We start from the raw sequence: 19,917 nt of genomic DNA, 5'->3' as shown, positions 1-19,917 counted from the left end.
TGCTTTAAACGCGCAGCGCCTGGCGCACCTGCTCGGGCAACCCTTCCAGCACCAGTTGATAAGAACTGTCGATCAGATGGTAGAACTGCGAGTCTGGCAGATTGCCGTCCAGGAACACCGTGTTCCAGTGAGCTTTATTCAAATGTTCGCATGGGACAATGTCAGAGTGCTGCTCGCGCAGGCTTTCCGCCAGTTCCGGGCTGCTTTTCACCGCCAATGCCTGGCGGCCTTCCACTTCGCACAGCATAGCAAACATGACATCGCCAACCTTGATCTGGCTGGCCTGCCACTGGTTTTGCTCGCTTTGCTCCGCGCCCGGTTTGGCCATGCAATATTCCAATAGTGTTGAATTGTTCATTCGTTGACTCCCCTATGAAAATAACCCCGTCTGCGTAACCAAGCAGATTATCTGGTTACGGGGTCAAAAACACTGACAGTGGCATCAATTATAGCAGGGGCTGTGTGTACCACAGGTCTGCCCGGCCAGCCAACTATTGGACATTGGCGATGATGATAGTGTTGCCCGCAAAAGGGCCCGGTTGCGGGTTAGATGCCGCGAGCGTCGATTTTATCGTCACGTTAGTCGGATTATTAACGCTAACAACAGGCGATAAGCTGTCATTAATTTTGACAGTAGACGTGATGCCATTCCCCAGTTCAACCGGTTGGTTCAAGACCCTGAACTCTACGGTGGCCGGCTTTGTGCAAGATAGAGTGGCAGTCGCGGTCGCGGTGTGCCCGTTGACAGCCGATTCGTTTAGAGTTTCATGGTCCAGGTTGTTCGACCCGATGATAGCGATATCGCATACTGCCGGATTTTCTACTTCCGGAATGTTGTTGCAGGATAACGGGTCAGGCATAACGTTGTCACGTGTATACCCGACGTTTTGACGGGTGACAACGGTGCATGCTCTTACAAGCGCGTAGTGATTAGCCACCGTGCTATGGGGCCAAATACTTGTCCCGCTGGCACCAGCTTTGTCAGCATACTTGGCCGCCAAAGTTGCCCATGTATCTGTGGGGGTGATGTTGATCATGATTCTGTTATTGGCGTATAGGGTGTCCCAATACTCGGTATAGCTGGTGTGTGTAGCATCGCTGTATTCCCGGGCCTGGAGAGCGGGCCCGTAGGAGCGATAGCCTTCATCGTAGGGATGCAAGCTGGTTGGGTAAACCGCATTGGATTCTATGGTGGTCCAGCTTGCTGATACAGTAGACAGGATGGAGCCTTTAGTGATTAAGGATGCGCTCGTGACAATAAGGCGCGGTTCTGCATGAGCCAGGCTTGTCAGCACTGACGCAAACAGTAGAAAACCCGTGAGAGCTGTGTGTTTTTTGTTCATTTTTGCATCGATGTTTTAAATAGGATGATCTTGCGGAGGTTCACTGCTGCTAGGTGCAACAACCTCTCGCTCCCTGGATACGGCAGAAGCCCCACATCATTATCAGCGTGACAGGCCTGATGACATGTCGCGTCTTGCCAAGGGCAACCTGGGCTGCTACTGATATTCCAGTGCAAAGGTTGCCGTGGCGGTAAATGGCCCCCGCACTATCCCCTGATTTGCCTTCGCCGCTGGCTCTGCTTGCACATAGGCCTGAAACGCAATCGTCATATCGCCCGGCGTCAGTGGGGTAGTGGAACTCTGAACATTGAGCGGCAACGACTGACCCGCACCGGTTTCTATCCCTATCGCCACCCCACGGGCCATGCTCGCCCCGTCCAATGCCAACAACCCTGGCAACGGCAGGCTTTCGGTTCCGATAAACGAGACTTTCACGCCTGTCGCCACCGCCGTATTACAGTTCTCGAGATGGAGCGAGAACGGCTTGCTGGGGGTTCGTGTGTAAAGGTAAAGGTACTTGTCAATTATCGTGTCAAAATCCAGCGTTATCGCCTCATCACCCGGGCGCAGCGTACAGGGCGCATCCAACAATACCCCCGGAAAAGCACATTCTCGACGGCCTGCACCGGGGGCAGAACAAAAACGGGCCGGTTAGCAAAAGCGCCAGACTTGTGCGCACAAAACCTTGCCATTGGTTCATCACATACTCCTATTGGTACTCGGCCAACAGCATGGCCCGCGCCGTAAACGCTCCTGGGCTCGGTGGCTGCGCCGGGTTCACTACCGGCACAGCCATCAATTGCGGCGGGGATTGCACGTCAATTTCGGTAAGATACGCGTCTGGCAACACAGAGATCGGAACGCCATTTGACGTAATGCGGATCCCCAGATCTGGCGAACTGGTCTGAACGACCCCGATATCAAAACTGCTACCGGTAGCCCGAAAACTCAATCGAACCGCGCCTGCGGCGCTACAATCAATCTTGTAAGGTATCGGCTTGCTGTAGCGTACCCCGTCGATATCACGGATAACCATATCGTTAAAATCCACCTCGATCAGTTCACCATCACTGATGGTACAAGGTATTGCCTCTATCAGACCGCCCTGAAAGTTTACCTGCACGGCCTGCGCCGAAGGGACTATCAGGCCCATCATTGCCAGCCCTGCGGCCAGCGCGATGTCTTTTCCTTTCATTGGTAATTCCTTACTGATAATCCACGACCAGTGTTGACGTCGCGGTAAATACTCCACCATTCAGTTTGTTACCCTTCACTGGAACAGCCGTCAGCACCGGACGGGTCGGATCGGTAAAATTAATCCAGGTGTTCAGCGGTAACTTGACGCCGTCACTGCGTAACTCCAGCCCTAGAGCCGGCATACTTGTGGCCAGCACGCTGGCATCAAATACCGTGCCTGCCCCCTGAAATTGCAACTTCAGTGCCGTGGATGTCGCCCCGTTACAGTCCAGCGTATAGGCGATAGTTTTTTCATAATTGACCCCATCGACTCGCTCGGTCAGCATATCGTTACCAAACACCACCGAGATGGCATTATCGCTGTTGATTTCGCAAGGGGGCGGCACCACCAGATTGCCGCTGAAGATGACATCCACCGCCACCGCCTGCGCCGGTAACACACTCCCCAAACTGACCAACAAGGCCAGCGCTGGGCGTATCGCCTTTAGCTGTTTCATAGCACTTCCACCAGCAGCGTGGCCGAACCATTGAACGCTCCGCCCGGCAGAATGGTGCCTGGCCGTTTCACCGGTACTGCCTTGATGGCGGGCGGGGTAACCGAATAGGTGAAAGTAAACCAGTCACCCACATTCAGCGCACTGTTGTTTGGCCGCAGCAGTTTTATACCCAGGTCTGTCACGTCGGTCGCCAATACGTTGGGGTCAAAAGTGCTCCCTGTGCCCTGGAACCGCAGGCGCAGGCTGGACGGGTTGCCGGTACAGGTCAGGGTAAACGGCACCGGGGTAGCATAGTTGCTGCCATCTATACTGGTGGTCTGTAACGCGATGCCGTTGTTAAACTTCACATTGATGGCGCTGTTGCCATTTAATACGCAAGCTGGGGGCACCACCAGGGTGCCACTGAATTGGACATCCACCTGCACCGCCTGCGCCGGTAACACACCGCCCAAGATGGCCAGTAAGGCCAGGGCAGGACATATCACGTTTAGCTGTTTCATAACACTTCCACCAACAGGGTTGCAGAACCGTTAAATACGCCACCCGACAAGGTGGCACCTGACCGTTTCACCGGTACCGCCTTGATGTCGGGCGGGGTTGCCGAATAGCCGAAGGTAAACCAGTCACCCACATTCAGCGCACTGTTGTTTGGCCGCAGCAGCTTTATGCCCAGGTCCGTCACGGTGGTCGCCAAAACGTTGGGGTCAAAGGTGCTGCCTGTCCCCTGAAACCGCAGACGCAGGCTTGATGGGTTGCCGGTACAACTCAGGGTAAACGGCACCGGCGTGGCGTAGTTGCTGCCATCAATGCTGGTGGTCTCTAACGCAATGCCGTTGTTAAATTTCACATTGATGGTGCTGTTGCCATTCAATACGCAAGCTGGCGCGCTAATCACTGTGCCTATGATTTTGATCGGCAGTATGTTGCTGGCCTGTGCCGATGCCAGGCATAGCATCAGGCCACTGGCCGCGCCAATCAGCGAGCGACAGACTACGCTGCCTTGAGGAAACTTATTCATAGCTCAACCTGAAGTTGACGTGGGCCAGATAAGCCCCCACCTGCAGCGGTGCCCCGGTACGTTCCGGCATGATGTAATAAGTCAGTACATTACTGCCCGGCGTCAGTAGTTGCGGTTTTCCTGCCAAACCCGGCAGCACGTCATGTCGTGCGCCATCGGTCATACGCAGCCCCATCCCGCTGACACCGCGCGCCATGAACAACTGCGGGTTACTGTTATCCTGTTCGCCAGTAAACGTCAGTGATACTGCCGGCTGGAGGATTCCCCAGGTCAGGTTACCTTCGATATCACGATTGCTGGCCGCACTACGCAGGCAGTCCTGCAAACGCAGTTGTACCGCCACCGGCGTACCTCGCTCACCGAAGTGCTGTAGACGGCCGGTCCCCACGTCCCCCAGCAAGACAGACTGATCGGCACTACTCATCTCCAGGCGGCAGGCGCTCTCGGTCAACGCCCCCGTCACGTGCAACACCCCATGTTCGCCGTCAATCTGCCCCGCATCCGCCTGTACCGCCGGGGAAAGCAAGGCCGCCAGCATCAGGCCAACCAGGCCTGAATACGATGCCGTCTTGCCAGTCAGTCTTCTCTTTTCCATGATTGTTTCCCTCGTTCTTCCGTTACGGCACATGCCTAGGGGCAACGTCCAACACTACCGTCATCTCCGGTGACTATTTGTCGCGTTTGCTTTCATCCACCTGGCAACTCGTGCCACCACAGCGGAAGGTCAGTGCCGGTTGGCCGCCGTAGTCATTCACATACACCAGTACCGGGGTAGCCCCCAGTGCCGCAGCGCTACCGCCCAGCTTGGCGCTGCCCTTCGGCGGTACCATCAGCGGTTCAAAGCCCTGTACTACCTCACCCCCTTCTTCGCGCTGGCACCAATCAGCGTGACAAAATAAGGTGTCGGGTTGTTGACGGTGTAACCGTCACCGCTTTTACTCAGCGTCAGTTGTTCCTGATACGGGATCGCCTGCTGCTTCGCAGCAGCATCCGCCAGCGCCGCCGGGCGGTAGAACATCTTGATGCGCGTCTGTAGCGCTATCTGCAACACGTTGGCCTTATCGCTCTTCGGCGGGATTTCCCGCAGGTTGAAGAAGAACAGCGACTCCCTGTCTTGCGGCAACAGACTGGCACCCGGCATCGCCTGGATTTTCACCTGAGTCTGCCCTTTAGGTTCAACACGTTGCACCGGTGGCAACACGGTAAAGGCGCTGCTGCCCTCCAGTTTGGTGCCCTGTGCATCCTCCAGCCAGCCCTGCGCCAGATAGGGCAGTTCCTGGTTCTGGTTGCGCACGGTCAAGCTCACTGACTTCTCGTTACCTGGGAATATCACACGGGTCCGATCCAGCGCGATGGCTGCCTGCACGGCCGGCACCAGTGTGGTCACCGCGGTGCCTGCCAGCAGACTCATCAAAAAAATACGTTTCATGGTCATGACTTGCTTCTCTTGTTCATGGGCGCTCTCGCGTTGGCTGTCAGGCCTTCGTCAATAGCGCCCCTTACTGTTCAATAGGATTAATTCTGCTGTTACCCTTTCACACAGGGCAGCAGCAGGTTGGCAATCAAGCCTGCCGGGAGTTCTTGCGGCAGGGTGATCCGGCACTGCTCTTGGTTGTTCCAGTGCACCGTCATGGTCTCGCCGCCCTTAAGACCGCTGAGGTAGACATTGCCTGCATCGGTCACCATGCCGGTTTCCTGCTTCTTAGCATTCAGAACCGTGGCGCCGAACGGCGGTACCGACCCGTCAGCCAGACGTATCACCGCCATCGCCTTCTCACCAGCCACCACTTCAAAGTGGCGGTAGCCAATCGCGCCTTCAGTCAACGTCCCCTGCACCACCGAGGTAGTGGCCTGGGCGTTCTCCGCCAGCTTGTCCACGTCAATACGCACACTGTTGCGGTAATAACTGTTCACATCCGCCACCACCGCTTTGCCGAAGATGTTGGAGTTAACCGTACTGCCATAGCCACCTACCGGCACCCCGGCCACGCCGTCGGTGTCAATCAGCATTCGCGTTCCGCCCAACACGCCCGCACGGTGTATCGCTCCGCCTTCTCCAGTCAGAGTGGCGCCCCCATCAACGACATGCCAACCGAGCTGAACTGCCCGGCGCGATAGCTGGCTATACCGTTAACTTGCGCCAGAGAGCCACGGTGCGAGTAATAACCACTCATGTCGGCATCGCTGCCCGCCATACCGGCCCGCAGCGTATAGTTGCCCGTGTCACCGACCCGATCGGAATAGCTGATCGCGTTGGTATTGCTGCCTGCCGCATAAGAACCGGAGAAGCTCACCGTTCCGGCGTTCCCCCACGGCATTGATAACGACAGGTACATGCCGTCATCTTTGGTGTTGTTGAAATTGTTGCGGTACGCCGTCAGCGACAGGTTGACGTTACGCAAACGCCCAATGTCGAAGTAACGTGCCAGCGACAGGTTGTAACGATCACTGGTGGCCTGGTTCCAGTAGGTCTGGTGGTCGTAATTCAGGTAAGCGCTCAACCCCAGCGACGTGAGCTGCTGATTAAAGGAAACGGTATACATCTCCTTACTACGGCCAGGGGCGACACCGTTGTCGTTCTGCAGGGTACTCAGGTAGTCAGCCATCGACAGGAAACGACTATCAGAGAACCGATAACCAGCAAACGTCACCTGGCTATTGGTCTGGTCAAAACGCTTCGAGTAGTTCAGGCGATAAGATCCGCCCTGCTGCGAGCCCTGTTGTGGCAATCGGGCACGCGACTGCGTCACATCCGCCGACAATGCACCAAAAGCCATCAGGTCCCGTCCAAGCCCCAGTGACAGGGCCGAATAATCGTCGCCCCCGACCCCGCCGCCATACAGCGACCAACCGTTACTTACCCCCAGGAGAACTCACCGGTAGCAAACAGCGGTCCGTTGACCTGGTGTTGCCAGTCCGAAGGGCGCCCCGCCGCCAGCTTGAAGCGCACTTGCCCAGGCCGGGTCAGGTACGGAATAGTGGCGGTATCGACCTGGAAGCTCTGCACGCTGCCATTGGCCTCTTCCACCCGCACATCCAACGCACCGGAGACCGCACTATCCAGATCCTGAATGCGGAACGGCCCGGCAGCGACCAGCACCTCCTTGATAACCCGTCCTTGCTGGCTGATCACCACCTTGGCGTTGCCCCGTGCCACACCGCTCACTTCCGGTGCATAACCACGCAGGTTCGGTGGCAACATATTGTCATCAGAGATAAGGCTGGCCCCGGTGAAACGGAAGCTGTCAAAAATATCGGATCTGAGGAAGTCTTCCCCCACCGTCAGTTTGGCGCGCAGCGGGGCAATCGCCCGGTAAGCGGTGTACTGCGTCCAGTCAAAACTCCGCTCGGTCGGTTGACCGGAAGCGGTGCGGTGATCGACACGCATCTGCCAACTGGCACGCAGCCGCCAGGAACCCAGATTGGCCCCGGTTACCCCGTTGCCACTGAGGTTATAGTTCTGGTTACCTTCCTGATGCTGGTGTTGTGCCTGGGCATTGAGGTTGTAATCCAGCAGAATGCCGGGAATGCCCTCTTCCCAACGCGACGGCGGGTCCCAGTCCGTGCTGCTGTATTCCAGATAAGCCTGTGGCACGCTGAGGTACAGCGTGTTGGTACCCAGATCGCCACGGGCTTCCATCCCAGGCAGGCTGGCAACCTCCAGACATTGTTCTTGATGCCACCAGGTCAGCCCTTTTAGAGCCGTGTTGGTGAGCCCCAATTGATCAACCAGTTTTTTGCTCAGACAGGCCTGGCTACCTTTAGGATCATTGTCCGGCGCCAGAAACACCACCGGACGCGCAGGCATCACATGCGTATTAAGGTTGATGGCCAGGTCATAGGTCCCCGGCAGGATGAACCCCTTTTGCGTAAACTGGCTTAAATCGAGGTTGCCTCGATCCTTGAGATCCAGGATGTCCGTATTGAGCTGAATATCTTTCGCCTGGGCCACGCTCATCGCCCCGAGCAATACGCTGCTGCCCAGGCTGGCCTGACAGAGGACGGCAAGGAGGGAGCGGGAAAAATAACGCACCATGAAGAAATTCCCTTTAGTAATAATCCATTCTGAATCGTATTGCCGAACGGTAATCCCCTGCCTGCAAGGTGTCCTGGTTGCCCACCAGACTCAGTGTGTAACGCAGATGGCGCTCTCCCGGAGTGATGACACTGACTGGCAAGGCATCGCCCGGTATCGCCACCTCTCCCTTGATATCGCGGATCATCAACGCCACGCCGCGAGCCTCTCCGGTCACGCCGAAGTAATTGCTATCACGGTCACCATCAAAAGTTACCTGAAACAACTGCCAATCAGGTTGGGCCGGGTTGAGACGGGTCAGTACGCAATCCACCAGGTGGATTGCGAAGTCCTTTTCCGGTCCTCGACCATCACGGATCAACTGGCTGATGGGTAAGGTATCCATCACCAGACTCTGGTCACGATCGCCGACATCAATCGCACACGGCGTCTCAACGATGGTGCCTTCCATGCTGACGCGCCCCTGCCCCGAAACGCCAGCGGAAAAAACACTCTCGGAAAATACCAGGGCACAACACATCAGCAGGGAAGGCGCCACACAAGGTGAAGCGTCATGAGTCCATTTCATTGACCTACTCCATGGGGATAAAAAACCTACGGCAGGAGCGCCGCAGGTTGGCTAACATGTCGCAAAAACTTATTGATAAGTCATTACGAAGTTGGTCGGTACCTGGAAGCTACCTGGTTTGATCGTCGCGCCAGTACCGCCACCTTTCAGAGCAGCAGTGAAGCTCAAGGTGTTGTTACCATTGATTACAGTCTGAGCGCTGGTTGGCGTGTTCAGTGCTACCTTGGTGCCGTCTGCCTGAGACATCAGGATGTAGGCACCTTCAGCGGAACCGATCAAGCCCAGGCTGTCAGAGTCATAAGTAGAAGCTGCACCGGTAAAGGTCACGGTCACGTTGTCTTTTGTACCCGCAGTGGCAATCACACAGTCTTTCAGCTCAATGTAGAAGGGCTCTGGAGAAGACACACCGGTATTGCCGTTAGCCGCCAGAACCACGTTAGAGATAGCGCCCAATGGGATAGTCTGGTCAATAGAATCACTTGAGAGAGAGCAAGGTGCATCAATGATAGAACCGGTGAAAGTGATTTTGCCTTCACCTTGACCTGCAGCAAACGCAGAACCAGCCATCAATGTGGTACCCACAAACAAAGCGATCGTTTTAAAGTTCATGAAATCCGTTCCTATGATTTAATTATAAAAAAGAAATTTTCAGCGCGCTGTGAAATACACTAAGCGCGCTTTAATCACTATCCACGATACTGCCTCCGGGCTAGGATTGGTGTATGATACTTAGCCAGAAAATTACTTATATAGGACGTTCCTCTTTGTTTCTTCTTCTTGTCTTATAAAGCGTTACCGGCAAAAAAATCAAACGCAACCCAATGTAAGCACTAGGAAAAATCCGTATTTATTATTTTAATCAGTCGTATTTTCACGCAAAAAATAGCAAGAAATATCTATGTAAGGGGATTAAAAACCACTTCGCAATTCAATTTTAATCGAGTGCGGTATTTTAAGCGTTTTTATACTGATTGCCTGCTGGAGTGCACGACGCATGAGTCAGTAATACTGAGGTGTAAACTATAATCCCTCAAAAGGGCTGTGCTCTGTGGTTGAGAGGGTTTGATGATGTGCAAGTCGGCTCAGGCGTGGTATCTGGATACAACACAGCAATACCTTGGATAATTTATTGGTGTAGAATCAAGCAATAACCCGCGAAAGGGGAGCAAAATGATTTTTACGATTTCTAATATGATTATGTTCAGAAGCGAAGATGATGCGATGTGGAACATTGCGTACCCCGACAGAAGGCTCTCCCTCACCACCATACCCGCACGACTGTTCACTTACCTGCTTGAAAATGCCGACAAAATGATTAGCAGGGAGGAACTGCTCAATAACATATGGGATAAATATGGATTAGATCCTTCCAACAACTCGGTAAATCAGTATATTTCTTTGATCCGCAAGTCATTAAATGAATTGGGCTGCGAAGAGGAAATTATAAAAACCATCCCTAGAGCAGGGTTTTATATTAGTGGAGAACGGGTATCTGTCAGCAAAGCAACAAAACAGGTAGCTGAAGCCAGAAATATTGAGTCAGTCTCCACTAAATGGGAACAAACGCTGCAACGAAGTTACCGGCCCATACTGCTCGGAATAAGTTTGGTTGTCGCAATTTTTCTGGTTATCCAACCTTTTCACCTCACCTCTGCTAGCCAGGACGAGCGCTTCCCTACATCTATACTGTATAAAGTGGGTAATATCGGGACTTGCCCAGTTTATAGCCTGAATAAGAACCCCTCAGAGAATGCGCTGCGAAAGGAACAAATCGCGCGCGATCTGGCCGCTGATAATGCAGCTTGCTTTGACAACAATATGTATATTATTCAAATAGGTGAGCATTATAGCTATAAGAAGGAGGGCAGAGCTTTTATGACCCGTTGCACCTACAGTGACAATACGTTGACTCATTTTGCTGACTGCAAGGATGTCTATGTTTATGCTAAATAATCGTAATAGATCCTTTATTTGGCTTATTTCTTTTGCCCTCATCGCAGGCGCTCTGCTGTTCAACATCCTTATGCACAAGTTCGTTGTCAGAGAAAGGAGTCCCTACGTCAGTTGCACCTCGTTTTTCACGGTACAGAGTGATTTTAAAACAGAAGGTGTCATGTCCTTGGATCTTGACGGCAACGGCCAAGGCAGAATGAGTATTTCTGGCAATGTTCTCGGCAGTGCCGACTCAAAAAAATTGACGCTTTTGCGCGACATAAATTTTCAGTATCGCTATGAAGGTAACGGTTACCTCACCCTGCAACAGGTGACCGTACAAAAGAATGCACGCGATAATATTCCTGATGCCTTGCTTAATGAGTCAATTTTCGACTTTTCACTTGGCTCCCGGCGATTGAGGCTCACAAAGGTGGAAAATGGTTACCTGCTGTGGAATGCCTTTTCACCGGTGCTGATGTGCATTAGCAACATATAAATGTTCAATGGAGCTTAACTCCAAAGGCCTGCCCTCCTGGGGAAAAACCTGCCTTGATGCTATTGAAGCAGGAGCCTTTACCTTGATAACCGTCTGGTTGGATTAAAAGTTATTACTAAACTTCAGCATATAAAGCTCATTGAAATTTCTTGCGCCATATCTTTTTACTGCTTTGATCTTATAGCCACTGACCGTCTTTATCGACAAATGCAGCATCTTTGCTATCTGGTATTGGGAGTAGCCTTCCAGCAGCAGTTTCAATACTCGATGTTCTTTCTGAAAAGACGTCAAGATCCCCCCAAATATCGCCAAAAACATTATCAGCGAGAGCCTTGGGCTCCGAAGCGACCATCATTCTCACCAGGTTTTCCAAGGCAGCATAGCGGATTTGTTTATCGACCACCAGATCGGATAAATGTCTGATGACAGTAGAACACTCATTGCCTTTAGACAAAAACGTGATGGTATAGACAACTTTGTTCTCTTTTCTCAAATCATAAATGCTCTTTACCATGCTGGGAATATCGGCCGAATCCCCATCCACAAAAGCAATGTTGCTCTCACTATAAAGGAAGCAAGGGTTTACTTCGCTATTTAAAGACTCAACGATCGAACCAAAAGCAACAATGCTCAGTGGGCAAGGGTAATTCGTGTCAGTCAAAAACATAGATATATTCCTGCCGTAATACTCATACTTTTTGGAAAATACCTGGCGTGAAGTTATCCAGGATAACTCCTCATCTTGTTATCGGCGCTAAGGGTCTTCTATCCCCCGAGAGCCACAGATGCCTGCCAGATACGTAACGATATTTAAGTGGTTTTGCTGGTTCAACGTTCATCTAATGCTGAACTCAGCGTCACCACACCATTGATTGAAGTCTGATCTGTATGACCAGTGTCATTTCTGTATAAAGGCATAATGTCTGTCACCATATCTGCTGGCTTATTGCGTAAAAGTATCGTTCCAACAACCAGCAAGGGAGCCTTCACAAGCTCACGGGTGAATCAGAGTAAAACCGTCAACAATGGGCCCATATCAATATTCAATCCAATCTACATACCAGTGAGCATTTAAGATATTTATAACTACAAAAACGCAATTTATAGATAAAAATTCTTAATTATTACTTATTGATGTCACTTAAAAGCATTTAATGCCATTTTTATTGAAGAGAAAAATCATACCAGGAGGCCAGCGGCGTAAAGCGCAAGCTCTGGAATACTGAAGTTGTAGTGAGGCAGTGTGATCAGGGCCTTCTTGCATGATTGTGGCGATGGCGGGGAGCGTCTGTCAAAACTGTTATGGCTAAGAGGGATTAAGACTCAACAACAATGCGGCCACAGAACATGGCCGTATGAAGGGATAACAAGACCTATTTAATGCGGGTCATTGAAGCGATAAGCTACCTGCCAGTTGCGATTAGATTAAAAATAATTATGCAATTTCAGCATATATAGCTCATTGAAATTCCTTGCGCCATGCCTTTTAATCGCTTTGACTTTATAGCCGCTGATCGTTTTTACCGATAAGTTTAGCATCTGTGAAATTTGGTATTGGGAGTGGCCGTCCAACAACAGTTTTAACACACGATACTCTTTCTGAGAAGATTTGAGGATCTCCCCCAAACATCGCCAAAAACATTGTCTTCTAAAACCTTGGGCTCTGATGTAAGCATCAATTTGACTACCCTTTTCAGCTCACTATAAGTAATTTTCTTATCAACCATATAATCAGATAAGTGCCAAATTACAGATGAGCAATTTTTATCTTTTGATAGTAGCGTCACCATATAAACAATTTCGTTTTTTTTCTTAGCTCGTAAACATGCTTTACTATGTTGTGTATATCAGTTGAATCACCATCAACAAAGGCAATAAAAACATCATAATAACGAAAGTCTGGGTTTGGCTCACTCTTTAACGATTCAACAAGTGAGTTAAAAGTTATCTTACTCAGAGCACAGGAATAATTTGAATCTATTAGAATCATTGGAAAAATACCTCCTGGTAAAAAACAATCCCTTATTTTTGGAACGCTCTGATTTATGGTTTCCCAGGCTAGGGTAAACAGACATCATCTCTAATAGGCAACCTTGTACCCACTCGGCGACCAGAACATATCCAAAATAGTGTCAAACACATGATTAAAAACATGCGGTATCCTTACCAAAAAGCAGATGAATTATATTGGCAGTAGAACCTGCTGCTATCGTGAGAAAACGATGCGATATAACACCGCCATCCGTCCTGAAAAGCCATACTTAGCAACCTTCATCAACTAAGTATATTCTTATAAAATTATTATCGTCAAACGCTTTTACTGTTCAAAGTAACAACTTGAGAAAGTTGTAAAATATTCCGGATTTTTTATTTCCGCTTATAGATGAATTTATTGAGAATATATTAATTCATCAGACAAAAATGAAAAACAAAGAGAAAAATCTCATTTAATTCAGATGAGAACCTCAATAGAATGATGTAGAAAAAACCTATCAACATCAGGGAGCAATGAGTTACCAGTAACACCTGCTATATACGGCATTTTCTTAGCCTCAATTCTCAGCGTGAAATTAAGATTATTTTTCGTCAGAAATAGCCTTTCTTAAATTGTGCGTTAATATAAAAATTACCAAGGCCAAATCCCATAAAAAGAAAAAGGCCTTACTCTCTGGTCTACAGCTTCTGACCCGTCCCGTCGTTCCTGTTGGGTTGTCTTGGAGATCGGCTCTGTAATCTGCAAAGAGGCAGTATGATAAAGCGCACAATGTCTATTTTAATAGCCGATGATAACCACTATTTTGTTGATGGCTTACGCCACATGCTCAAGGTTTTCAGCCAGTTACGGGGAGTATCCCTGCGCTTGCTCGACAGGAATGCCCTCTTCAAGGGTAAGATAGATATCATTTTTCTGAGCAATTGCCTTACCTGCCCTCCTTGGCTGCAGGAGTTATACCAACAAGGTTACACGCCGCAGGTCTTTTTCATCCAGGAGCAGGTACGCAATACACTTAACCCCAGAGGGCCGACGCACAACTCGGAATGTGGCGCAGGCGTTCTGTACCGTCATCAAACGGCACAATCTATCGAAGTCCTGCTCGACAACGTATTGTATTCAAATAGCCAGGCTGGTCCTCCTCTGGCAGATACATGCCGTTGTACATCACCGTTAACCCCCGGGAAACTGAGGTGCTACAGTGCCTGGCTACGGGGATGTGCGTGCAGGATACGGCCGATTACCTCGCCATCAGTAACAAAACCGTCAATGCTCATAAACGAAGTGCCATGCATAAACTGCATTTCAGGCGTAACCAGGAACTGCATAAGTGGTTTCTACAAGGAGGGGCTGTCAGCTTGGCTCAGCGGCCTGAGAAAAAGGGAACTGAGGTCAAACATGCGGTAAACAGCACTGCCGATAGGGTACTGCGGTAATAAAAACACAGGGGCGATATCACTATCCCCCTGGCAAATCATGTAATTATCATTACAGCATTTACTGAACTGCCGCAAAAGCCTCAGCCACCTGACGCACATTGTTATGGTTCAGGCCAGCGACGCACATACGGCCGCTGTGGATCAGATAAACACCAAACTCTTCACGCAGGCGATCGACCTGCTCTGCACTGAAACCGGTATAGCTGAACATACCGCGCTGTTCCAGCAGATAATCAAAGTTACGCTGCGGCAATGCGCTCTTGAGCGTCTCGACCAGCGCTTTACGCATTTCCAGAATACGGCTACGCATGGATCCCACTTCTGCCAGCCACTGCGCCTTCAACTGGGTGTCATTGAGCACTTTTGCCACCACCTGCGCACCAAAGTTCGGCGGGCTGGAGTAGTTACGGCGCACGGTGGCTTTCAGTTGCCCAAGCACACGCTCGGCGGCTTCGCTACTTTCACATACCACGGAAAGCCCACCAACACGCTCACCGTAAAGTGAGAAGATTTTCGAGAATGAGTTACTTACCAGACAGGGTAAACCAGCAGCAGCGATGGCGCGAATAGCATAAGCATCCTGCTCCATTCCGCCACCAAAGCCCTGATAGGCGATATCGAGGAACGGGATCAGCTCACGCTCGGCAATCACTTCAATCACTTGATCCCACTGGGCAGTAGTAAGATCGGAACCTGTCGGATTATGACAGCATGGGTGAAGCAAGGTGATGCTCTTGGCGGGGAGCTGTTTAAGCGTGCTCAACATCGCCTCAAATTTCACACCCAGGTTTTCACTGTCGAAATAAGGGTAGGTATTTACCTTAAAACCGGCACCACCAAAGATGGCCACGTGGTTTTCCCAAGTCGGATCGCTAACCCAGACCTGCGAGTCCGGGAAATAGCTTTTCATAAAATCGGCACCGACTTTCAACGCGCCAGAACCGCCAACGGTTTGGATAGTGGCAATGCGCCCCTGTTGCAGCATGCTGTGCTCGGCACCAAACAGCAGTTGTTGGATGGCACTACGGTAAGGCTGCAGGCCCTCCATCGGCAAATAGACCGATGCGCCATGTTCACTACTGTTAATCTGGGCCTCTGCCGCCGCAACGGCCTTCATCTGCGGGATAATGCCCTGCTCGTTATAGTAAAGGCCGATACTCAGGTTCACCTTGTGCGCACGGGGATCTTTTTTGAATTTTTCCATCAGCGACAGGATCGGGTCACCTGCATAGGCATCAACATTCTGGAACACGGGTTGGTTCTCCTGATTTTTGGTTGTTAGGGCGGGTACGCACCTAATATAGACATAATTCAGCGTTTGGTTTTAGCTTTATCTCGCAACCGGCAGTAAACCATTTTCTTTAATCCGGCCTAACACCACGGCCGTTTTGATATGGGACACACTTTTATGTCGTGAAAGCGTCTGGCTGATGAAGTCGCTCAGGGCTGGCAAGTCTGCTACCGCGACTTTCAGCAGGTAATCCGCATCACCGGTAGTTTTATAAGCATCAACAATAGCGTCCACTTCTTCCAGCATCTGGTGAAAGCTGTCGATCAGTTCCTGGGCATGGGTGATCAGGCTTACCTCAATCAGGCCCACCAACCCCAGCCCTACCGCTTCCGGAGCTAATCTGGCGTGATACCCTTTTATCAGTTGAGCCTGCTCCAGGCTGATACGACGCCGCGAACATTGGGAAGCGGAAAGCCCGACCAGTTCACTCAGCTCCTGGTTGGTCAGACGACCATTGGCCTGTAACAGCGTCAGGATTTTCATATCAAAATCATCAATGTTGTACATAGCCACCTGTAAAGTGTGTTAAGAAATGTTGACGTTACAGACTATCAGTTTTTTTAGCCTTGCAACCATGCTTGCTGTCCCGGTTGTAGGAGCCACAGCAGCAAAGCCAGCTTCGTTGCTCATCAATGGCATAAAAAACGGGCAAATCACGCAAACCAACAACAATTGACGGCTAAACAGCGCATAAAACCATTTAAATATAAAAAGGACATTGTATGAAGAAGCTATTACCTCTCGCTTTGCTGGTTGCCACCGGCAGCGCCAGCGCCCAATCCAATCTGGACAAGGTCCTGCAGCAAAAAACGCTGACCGTCTGCACCACCGGCGATTACAAGCCTTATACCTTCCTGAAAGAAGACGGGAGCTATGAAGGCATTGATATCGCGATGGCGGAGTCACTGGCTAAAAGCCTGGGTGCCAAGGTGAAATGGGTAAAAACGACCTGGAAGACCCTGACGCCAGACTTTGTATCTGGGAAATGCGACATCGCCATGGGCGGGATTTCTGTCACGCTGGAGCGCCAGAGACAGGTGTTCTTCGCAGAACGGCTGGATACCGACGGCAAGATCCCGCTGGTGCGTTGTACCGACGTGAAGAAATACCGCACCATCGCGCAAATCAATAAGCCTTCGGTACAGGTGATCGAACCGGCTGGCGGCACCAACGAAGCCTTTGTGCGCGCCCATCTGCCAAAAGCCAACCTGACGCTGTCCCACGACAATATGGGCATCTTCCAGCAGTTGGTAGACCGCAAGGCGGACGTGATGATCACCGATGCTTCCGAAGCGTTATATCAGCAGAAACGTTATCCGAAACTGTGCGCAGTAAACCCGAACAAGCCAATGCAATACGGTGAAAAGGCTTATATGCTGCCACGCGATGATATGAGTTGGAAACTGTATGTCGATCAGTGGCTGCACCTGAGCAAGGCGACCGGAGAGTACCAGAAGATTATCGATCAGTGGCTGGCGGTAAAGAAGTAACCAAAGGTTTGGTTTAGCCCCTCTTCTCTCGGCCGAGAGAAGAGGTAAAAGGTAGGTTATTCGCCAATATATTCCATCGCTACGCGCTGGGTAAGCTTGGTGATCAGCTCATAGGCACTGATGCCGCTGAAAGCAGCGACCCGTTCAACCGGCAGTTGATTGCCCCAGAGTACCGCTTCGTCACCGACTTTGTCGGTGGCTCCCGGCCCCAGATCGACAGAAATCATGTCCATGGAGACGCGCCCAGCAATCGGCACCTCACGGCCATTGATCCAAACCGGCGTGCCAGAAGGCGCACTGCGTGGATAGCCATCGCCATAACCCATAGCCACCACCCCCAGCCGAGTATCCCGCTCGCTCACCCAGGTGCCGCCATAGCCCACGGGCTCACCGGCTTTATGCTCACGCACTGCAATCAGGCTGGATTTAAGCGTCATGGCCGGTTGCAGACCAAAGCGATCGGCGTACTGCGTTTCCAGAGGTGATACACCGTACAGAATAATGCCCGGCCGCACCCAATCGCGGTGGGCCTGTGGCCACAGCAAAATCCCGCCGGAAGCGGCAATCGATTTGTGGCCCGGTTTGCCATTGGCAAAGCGCTCGAAACAGTCGATTTGCTTCTCGGTGGCGCCTACTTCCGGCTCGTCGGCACGGCTGAAATGGCTCATGATATTTACCGGCTGTACCACATTACGGCAGGCACACAAACGCTGGTAAAACGCCTCAGCCAGCTCCGGACGAACACCCAGGCGATGCATACCGGTGTCCAGCTTCATCCATACCTGCACCGGGTGCGTCAGTTCAGTCTGCTCTAACGCTTCGAGCTGTTCGATACTGTGCACGGTGGTTTCGATATTATTCGCCACCAGGGTTGGCAAATCTTCGGCACAGAAGAAACCTTCCAACAGCAGGATCGGCTTGACGATGCCGCCAGCACGCAGCATCAGCGCTTCGCCGATGCGTGCCACACCGTAACAATCGGCATCTTGCAGGGTATGGGCTGTTTCCAGCAAGCCATGTCCATAGGCGTTTGCTTTCACAACGGCAATCAGGCGGCTTTGCGGAGCCAGGTGGCGTACCTGTTGCAGATTATGTCGCAGAGCGCGGCGGTCGATCACAGCAGTTGCCGCTTTCATTTTCAGTTCCTTAGCTGATTATTCATCATCATATTGTGGCCCCGCATAGTTATCGAAGCGCGACCATTGGCCGTTGAAGGTAAGACGCACCGTGCCGATAGGGCCGTTACGCTGCTTACCCAGAATAATTTCAGCAATCCCTTTCAGATCGCTGTTCTCGTGATAAACCTCATCACGGTAGATGAACATAATCAGGTCAGCATCCTGCTCAATGGAACCAGACTCACGCAGGTCAGAGTTGACCGGGCGTTTATCCGCGCGCTGCTCCAGGCTTCGGTTCAGCTGCGACAGTGCAACCACTGGCACCTGTAGCTCTTTTGCCAGCGCTTTCAGCGAGCGGGAGATTTCGGCAATTTCCAGCGTACGGTTGTCGGATAGCGCTGGTACGCGCATCAATTGCAGGTAGTCGATCATGATCAGGCTAAGCCCATCATGTTCGCGGAAAATACGGCGCGCACGCGAGCGCACTTCGGTTGGCGTCAGGCCTGAGGAGTCGTCAATATACATATTGCGCTTCTCCAGCAGGATCCCCATGGTGCTGGAGATACGCGCCCAGTCTTCGTCGTCAAGCTGACCGGTACGGATCCTGGTCTGATCCACACGAGACAGTGAGGCCAACATACGCATCATGATCTGGTTGCCTGGCATCTCAAGGCTGAAGATCAGCACCGGTTTTTCCTGCGTCATCGCGGCATGTTCACACAGGTTCATTGCGAAGGTGGTTTTACCCATCGAAGGACGCGCAGCAACGATGATCAGATCCGATTTCTGCAAGCCCGCAGTTTTCTTGTTGAGATCCTGATAGCCGGTGTCAACACCGGTTACGCCGTCATGTGGCTGCTGATAAAGTTGCTCGATACGCGCAACGGTATCTTCCAGAATGCGTTCGATCCCTTTGGGGCCTTCGTCTTTACTGGCTCGGTTTTCAGCGATCTGGAAAACGCGCGACTCGGCCAGATCGAGCAGATCTTCACTACTGCGACCCTGCGGATCGTAACCCGCATCGGCGATCTCGTTGGCGACGGAGATCATTTCGCGCACCACCGCACGCTCACGCACAATGTCGGCATAAGCGCCAATATTGGCGGCACTTGGGGTGTTCTTCGACAGCTCCGCCAGATAGGCAAAACCACCGACCGAGTCCAGTTCACCCTTTTGTTCCAGTGATTCGGACAGCGTGATCAGATCGATCGGCCGGCTCATCTCCAGCAGGCGCTGCATTTCGGTAAAGATCAGCCGATGCGGGCGGCTGAAGAAGTCGTTGGCGACCACCCGCTCGGCTACATTATCCCAGCGTTCATTATCCAGCATTAAACCGCCCAACACGGACTGTTCCGCCTCCAGCGAATGTGGCGGCATCTTCAGCCCTTCCATCTGGCGGTCTCTGGGTTCGTACGTATTTGGTTTATTGGTTGGTTTTTTGCCTGCCATGAAGCGTATTCTTTATCCAGTTGCGAAAGATGGATCCTGACGCGAGA

Annotated in this window: 22 protein-coding genes and 2 pseudogenes; 4 read left to right on the top strand and 20 right to left on the bottom strand. The window is 51.5% G+C overall.

Features of this window, described 5'->3' with window-relative positions:
• Positions 1-4: 4 nt before the first annotated feature.
• The 13 genes and pseudogenes from ACQ86O_RS07965 to ACQ86O_RS07905 form a co-directional block, all read right to left on the bottom strand.
• Positions 5-358, bottom strand: coding sequence for an MmcQ/YjbR family DNA-binding protein (locus ACQ86O_RS07965; protein WP_431224782.1), 354 nt, complete (start codon positions 356-358; stop codon positions 5-7).
• A gap of 133 nt (positions 359-491) precedes the next feature.
• Positions 492-1,343: a hypothetical protein gene (locus ACQ86O_RS07960; RefSeq protein ID WP_431224781.1), complete on the bottom strand. Its 852-nt coding sequence runs from the start codon at positions 1,341-1,343 to the stop codon at positions 492-494.
• 156 nt (positions 1,344-1,499) lie between these two features.
• A complete protein-coding gene (locus tag ACQ86O_RS07955) occupies positions 1,500-1,931 on the bottom strand; it encodes a fimbrial protein (protein WP_431224780.1) in 432 nt (143 codons plus the stop codon).
• A 121-nt stretch (positions 1,932-2,052) separates the two neighbouring features.
• Positions 2,053-2,538: a fimbrial protein gene (locus tag ACQ86O_RS07950; protein ID WP_431224779.1), complete on the bottom strand. Its 486-nt coding sequence runs from the start codon at positions 2,536-2,538 to the stop codon at positions 2,053-2,055.
• 10 nt (positions 2,539-2,548) lie between these two features.
• Positions 2,549-3,037, bottom strand: a complete 489-nt coding sequence (locus ACQ86O_RS07945) for a fimbrial protein (RefSeq protein ID WP_431224778.1) — start codon at positions 3,035-3,037, stop codon at positions 2,549-2,551.
• Complete coding sequence (locus tag ACQ86O_RS07940; protein ID WP_431224777.1) at positions 3,034-3,537, bottom strand: fimbrial protein; 504 nt, start codon at positions 3,535-3,537, stop codon at positions 3,034-3,036. The genes ACQ86O_RS07945 and ACQ86O_RS07940 overlap by 4 nt, the downstream gene beginning before the upstream one ends.
• On the bottom strand, positions 3,534-4,055 hold the full coding sequence (locus tag ACQ86O_RS07935) for a fimbrial protein (RefSeq protein ID WP_431224776.1): 522 nt from the start codon (positions 4,053-4,055) through the stop codon (positions 3,534-3,536). The genes ACQ86O_RS07940 and ACQ86O_RS07935 overlap by 4 nt, the downstream gene beginning before the upstream one ends.
• Positions 4,048-4,650 carry a fimbrial protein gene (locus ACQ86O_RS07930; protein WP_431224775.1) on the bottom strand — a complete coding sequence of 201 codons (603 nt, stop codon included), beginning with the start codon at positions 4,648-4,650 and terminating at the stop codon, positions 4,048-4,050. Before ACQ86O_RS07930 ends, ACQ86O_RS07935 begins: the two co-directional genes overlap by 8 nt.
• Positions 4,651-4,723: 73 nt before the next feature.
• Positions 4,724-5,484, bottom strand: a pseudogene (locus ACQ86O_RS07925) (fimbria/pilus periplasmic chaperone).
• A gap of 98 nt (positions 5,485-5,582) precedes the next feature.
• Entirely contained in the window at positions 5,583-5,822 is a 240-nt protein-coding gene (locus tag ACQ86O_RS07920; protein WP_431225679.1) for a FimD/PapC C-terminal domain-containing protein, read from the bottom strand.
• A gap of 84 nt (positions 5,823-5,906) precedes the next feature.
• Positions 5,907-8,013, bottom strand: a pseudogene (locus tag ACQ86O_RS07915) (fimbria/pilus outer membrane usher protein); the annotation flags it as partial.
• A 91-nt stretch (positions 8,014-8,104) separates the two neighbouring features.
• Positions 8,105-8,659: a fimbrial protein gene (locus ACQ86O_RS07910; protein WP_431224774.1), complete on the bottom strand. Its 555-nt coding sequence runs from the start codon at positions 8,657-8,659 to the stop codon at positions 8,105-8,107.
• Between the two features lie 69 nt (positions 8,660-8,728).
• On the bottom strand, positions 8,729-9,268 hold the full coding sequence (locus ACQ86O_RS07905) for a fimbrial protein (RefSeq protein ID WP_431224773.1): 540 nt from the start codon (positions 9,266-9,268) through the stop codon (positions 8,729-8,731).
• 561 nt (positions 9,269-9,829) lie between these two features.
• Between ACQ86O_RS07905 and ACQ86O_RS07900 the strand changes: the two genes are divergently transcribed.
• The gene (locus ACQ86O_RS07900; RefSeq protein WP_431224772.1) at positions 9,830-10,612 is read left to right on the top strand and encodes a winged helix-turn-helix domain-containing protein; all 783 of its coding nucleotides are present in this window, start codon (positions 9,830-9,832) and stop codon (positions 10,610-10,612) included.
• On the top strand, positions 10,602-11,090 hold the full coding sequence (locus tag ACQ86O_RS07895; RefSeq protein WP_431224771.1) for a hypothetical protein: 489 nt from the start codon (positions 10,602-10,604) through the stop codon (positions 11,088-11,090). Before ACQ86O_RS07900 ends, ACQ86O_RS07895 begins: the two co-directional genes overlap by 11 nt.
• 102 nt (positions 11,091-11,192) lie before the next feature.
• Here the strand turns inward: ACQ86O_RS07895 and ACQ86O_RS07890 are convergent, their stop codons facing one another.
• From ACQ86O_RS07890 to ACQ86O_RS07880, 3 genes are all read right to left on the bottom strand, one after another.
• Positions 11,193-11,315: a hypothetical protein gene (locus ACQ86O_RS07890; RefSeq protein ID WP_431225678.1), complete on the bottom strand. Its 123-nt coding sequence runs from the start codon at positions 11,313-11,315 to the stop codon at positions 11,193-11,195.
• The gene (locus ACQ86O_RS07885; RefSeq protein ID WP_431225847.1) at positions 11,269-11,757 is read right to left on the bottom strand and encodes a hypothetical protein; all 489 of its coding nucleotides are present in this window, start codon (positions 11,755-11,757) and stop codon (positions 11,269-11,271) included. Before ACQ86O_RS07885 ends, ACQ86O_RS07890 begins: the two co-directional genes overlap by 47 nt.
• Positions 11,758-12,515: 758 nt before the next feature.
• Positions 12,516-12,716 (bottom strand): helix-turn-helix transcriptional regulator, encoded by a 201-nt coding sequence (locus ACQ86O_RS07880; RefSeq protein ID WP_431224770.1) that lies wholly within the window; start codon positions 12,714-12,716, stop codon positions 12,516-12,518.
• A gap of 1,521 nt (positions 12,717-14,237) precedes the next feature.
• On the opposite strand from ACQ86O_RS07880, the gene ACQ86O_RS07875 reads away from it, so the two are divergent.
• Positions 14,238-14,519 carry a helix-turn-helix domain-containing protein gene (locus tag ACQ86O_RS07875; RefSeq protein WP_431224769.1) on the top strand — a complete coding sequence of 94 codons (282 nt, stop codon included), beginning with the start codon at positions 14,238-14,240 and terminating at the stop codon, positions 14,517-14,519.
• 61 nt (positions 14,520-14,580) lie between these two features.
• On the opposite strand, the gene ACQ86O_RS07870 is transcribed toward ACQ86O_RS07875, so the two are convergent.
• Together ACQ86O_RS07870 and ACQ86O_RS07865 are read right to left on the bottom strand one after the other, a co-directional pair.
• Entirely contained in the window at positions 14,581-15,774 is a 1,194-nt protein-coding gene (locus tag ACQ86O_RS07870; RefSeq protein WP_431224768.1) for an amino acid aminotransferase, read from the bottom strand.
• 78 nt (positions 15,775-15,852) lie between these two features.
• The gene (locus ACQ86O_RS07865) at positions 15,853-16,320 is read right to left on the bottom strand and encodes an Lrp/AsnC family transcriptional regulator (protein ID WP_431224767.1); all 468 of its coding nucleotides are present in this window, start codon (positions 16,318-16,320) and stop codon (positions 15,853-15,855) included.
• Between the two features lie 215 nt (positions 16,321-16,535).
• Here ACQ86O_RS07865 and ACQ86O_RS07860 point away from each other — a divergent pair, with 215 nt between their 5' ends.
• On the top strand, positions 16,536-17,303 hold the full coding sequence (locus ACQ86O_RS07860; protein WP_431224766.1) for a transporter substrate-binding domain-containing protein: 768 nt from the start codon (positions 16,536-16,538) through the stop codon (positions 17,301-17,303).
• Positions 17,304-17,359: 56 nt separating this feature from the next.
• Here the strand turns inward: ACQ86O_RS07860 and alr are convergent, their stop codons facing one another.
• Both alr and dnaB read right to left on the bottom strand, forming a co-directional pair.
• On the bottom strand, positions 17,360-18,439 hold the full coding sequence (gene alr, locus ACQ86O_RS07855) for an alanine racemase (RefSeq protein ID WP_431224765.1): 1,080 nt from the start codon (positions 18,437-18,439) through the stop codon (positions 17,360-17,362).
• 18 nt (positions 18,440-18,457) lie between these two features.
• Positions 18,458-19,870 carry a replicative DNA helicase gene (gene dnaB, locus ACQ86O_RS07850; protein WP_431224764.1) on the bottom strand — a complete coding sequence of 471 codons (1,413 nt, stop codon included), beginning with the start codon at positions 19,868-19,870 and terminating at the stop codon, positions 18,458-18,460.
• Positions 19,871-19,917 lie beyond the last annotated feature (47 nt).

Source organism: Serratia sp. L9, from assembly GCF_050632285.1.
In the GTDB taxonomy this organism is placed as follows: Bacteria; Pseudomonadota; Gammaproteobacteria; order Enterobacterales; family Enterobacteriaceae; genus Chania.
Note: the sequence above shows the minus strand (reverse complement) of the source record. Positions and strands in the feature narration are given on the sequence as shown.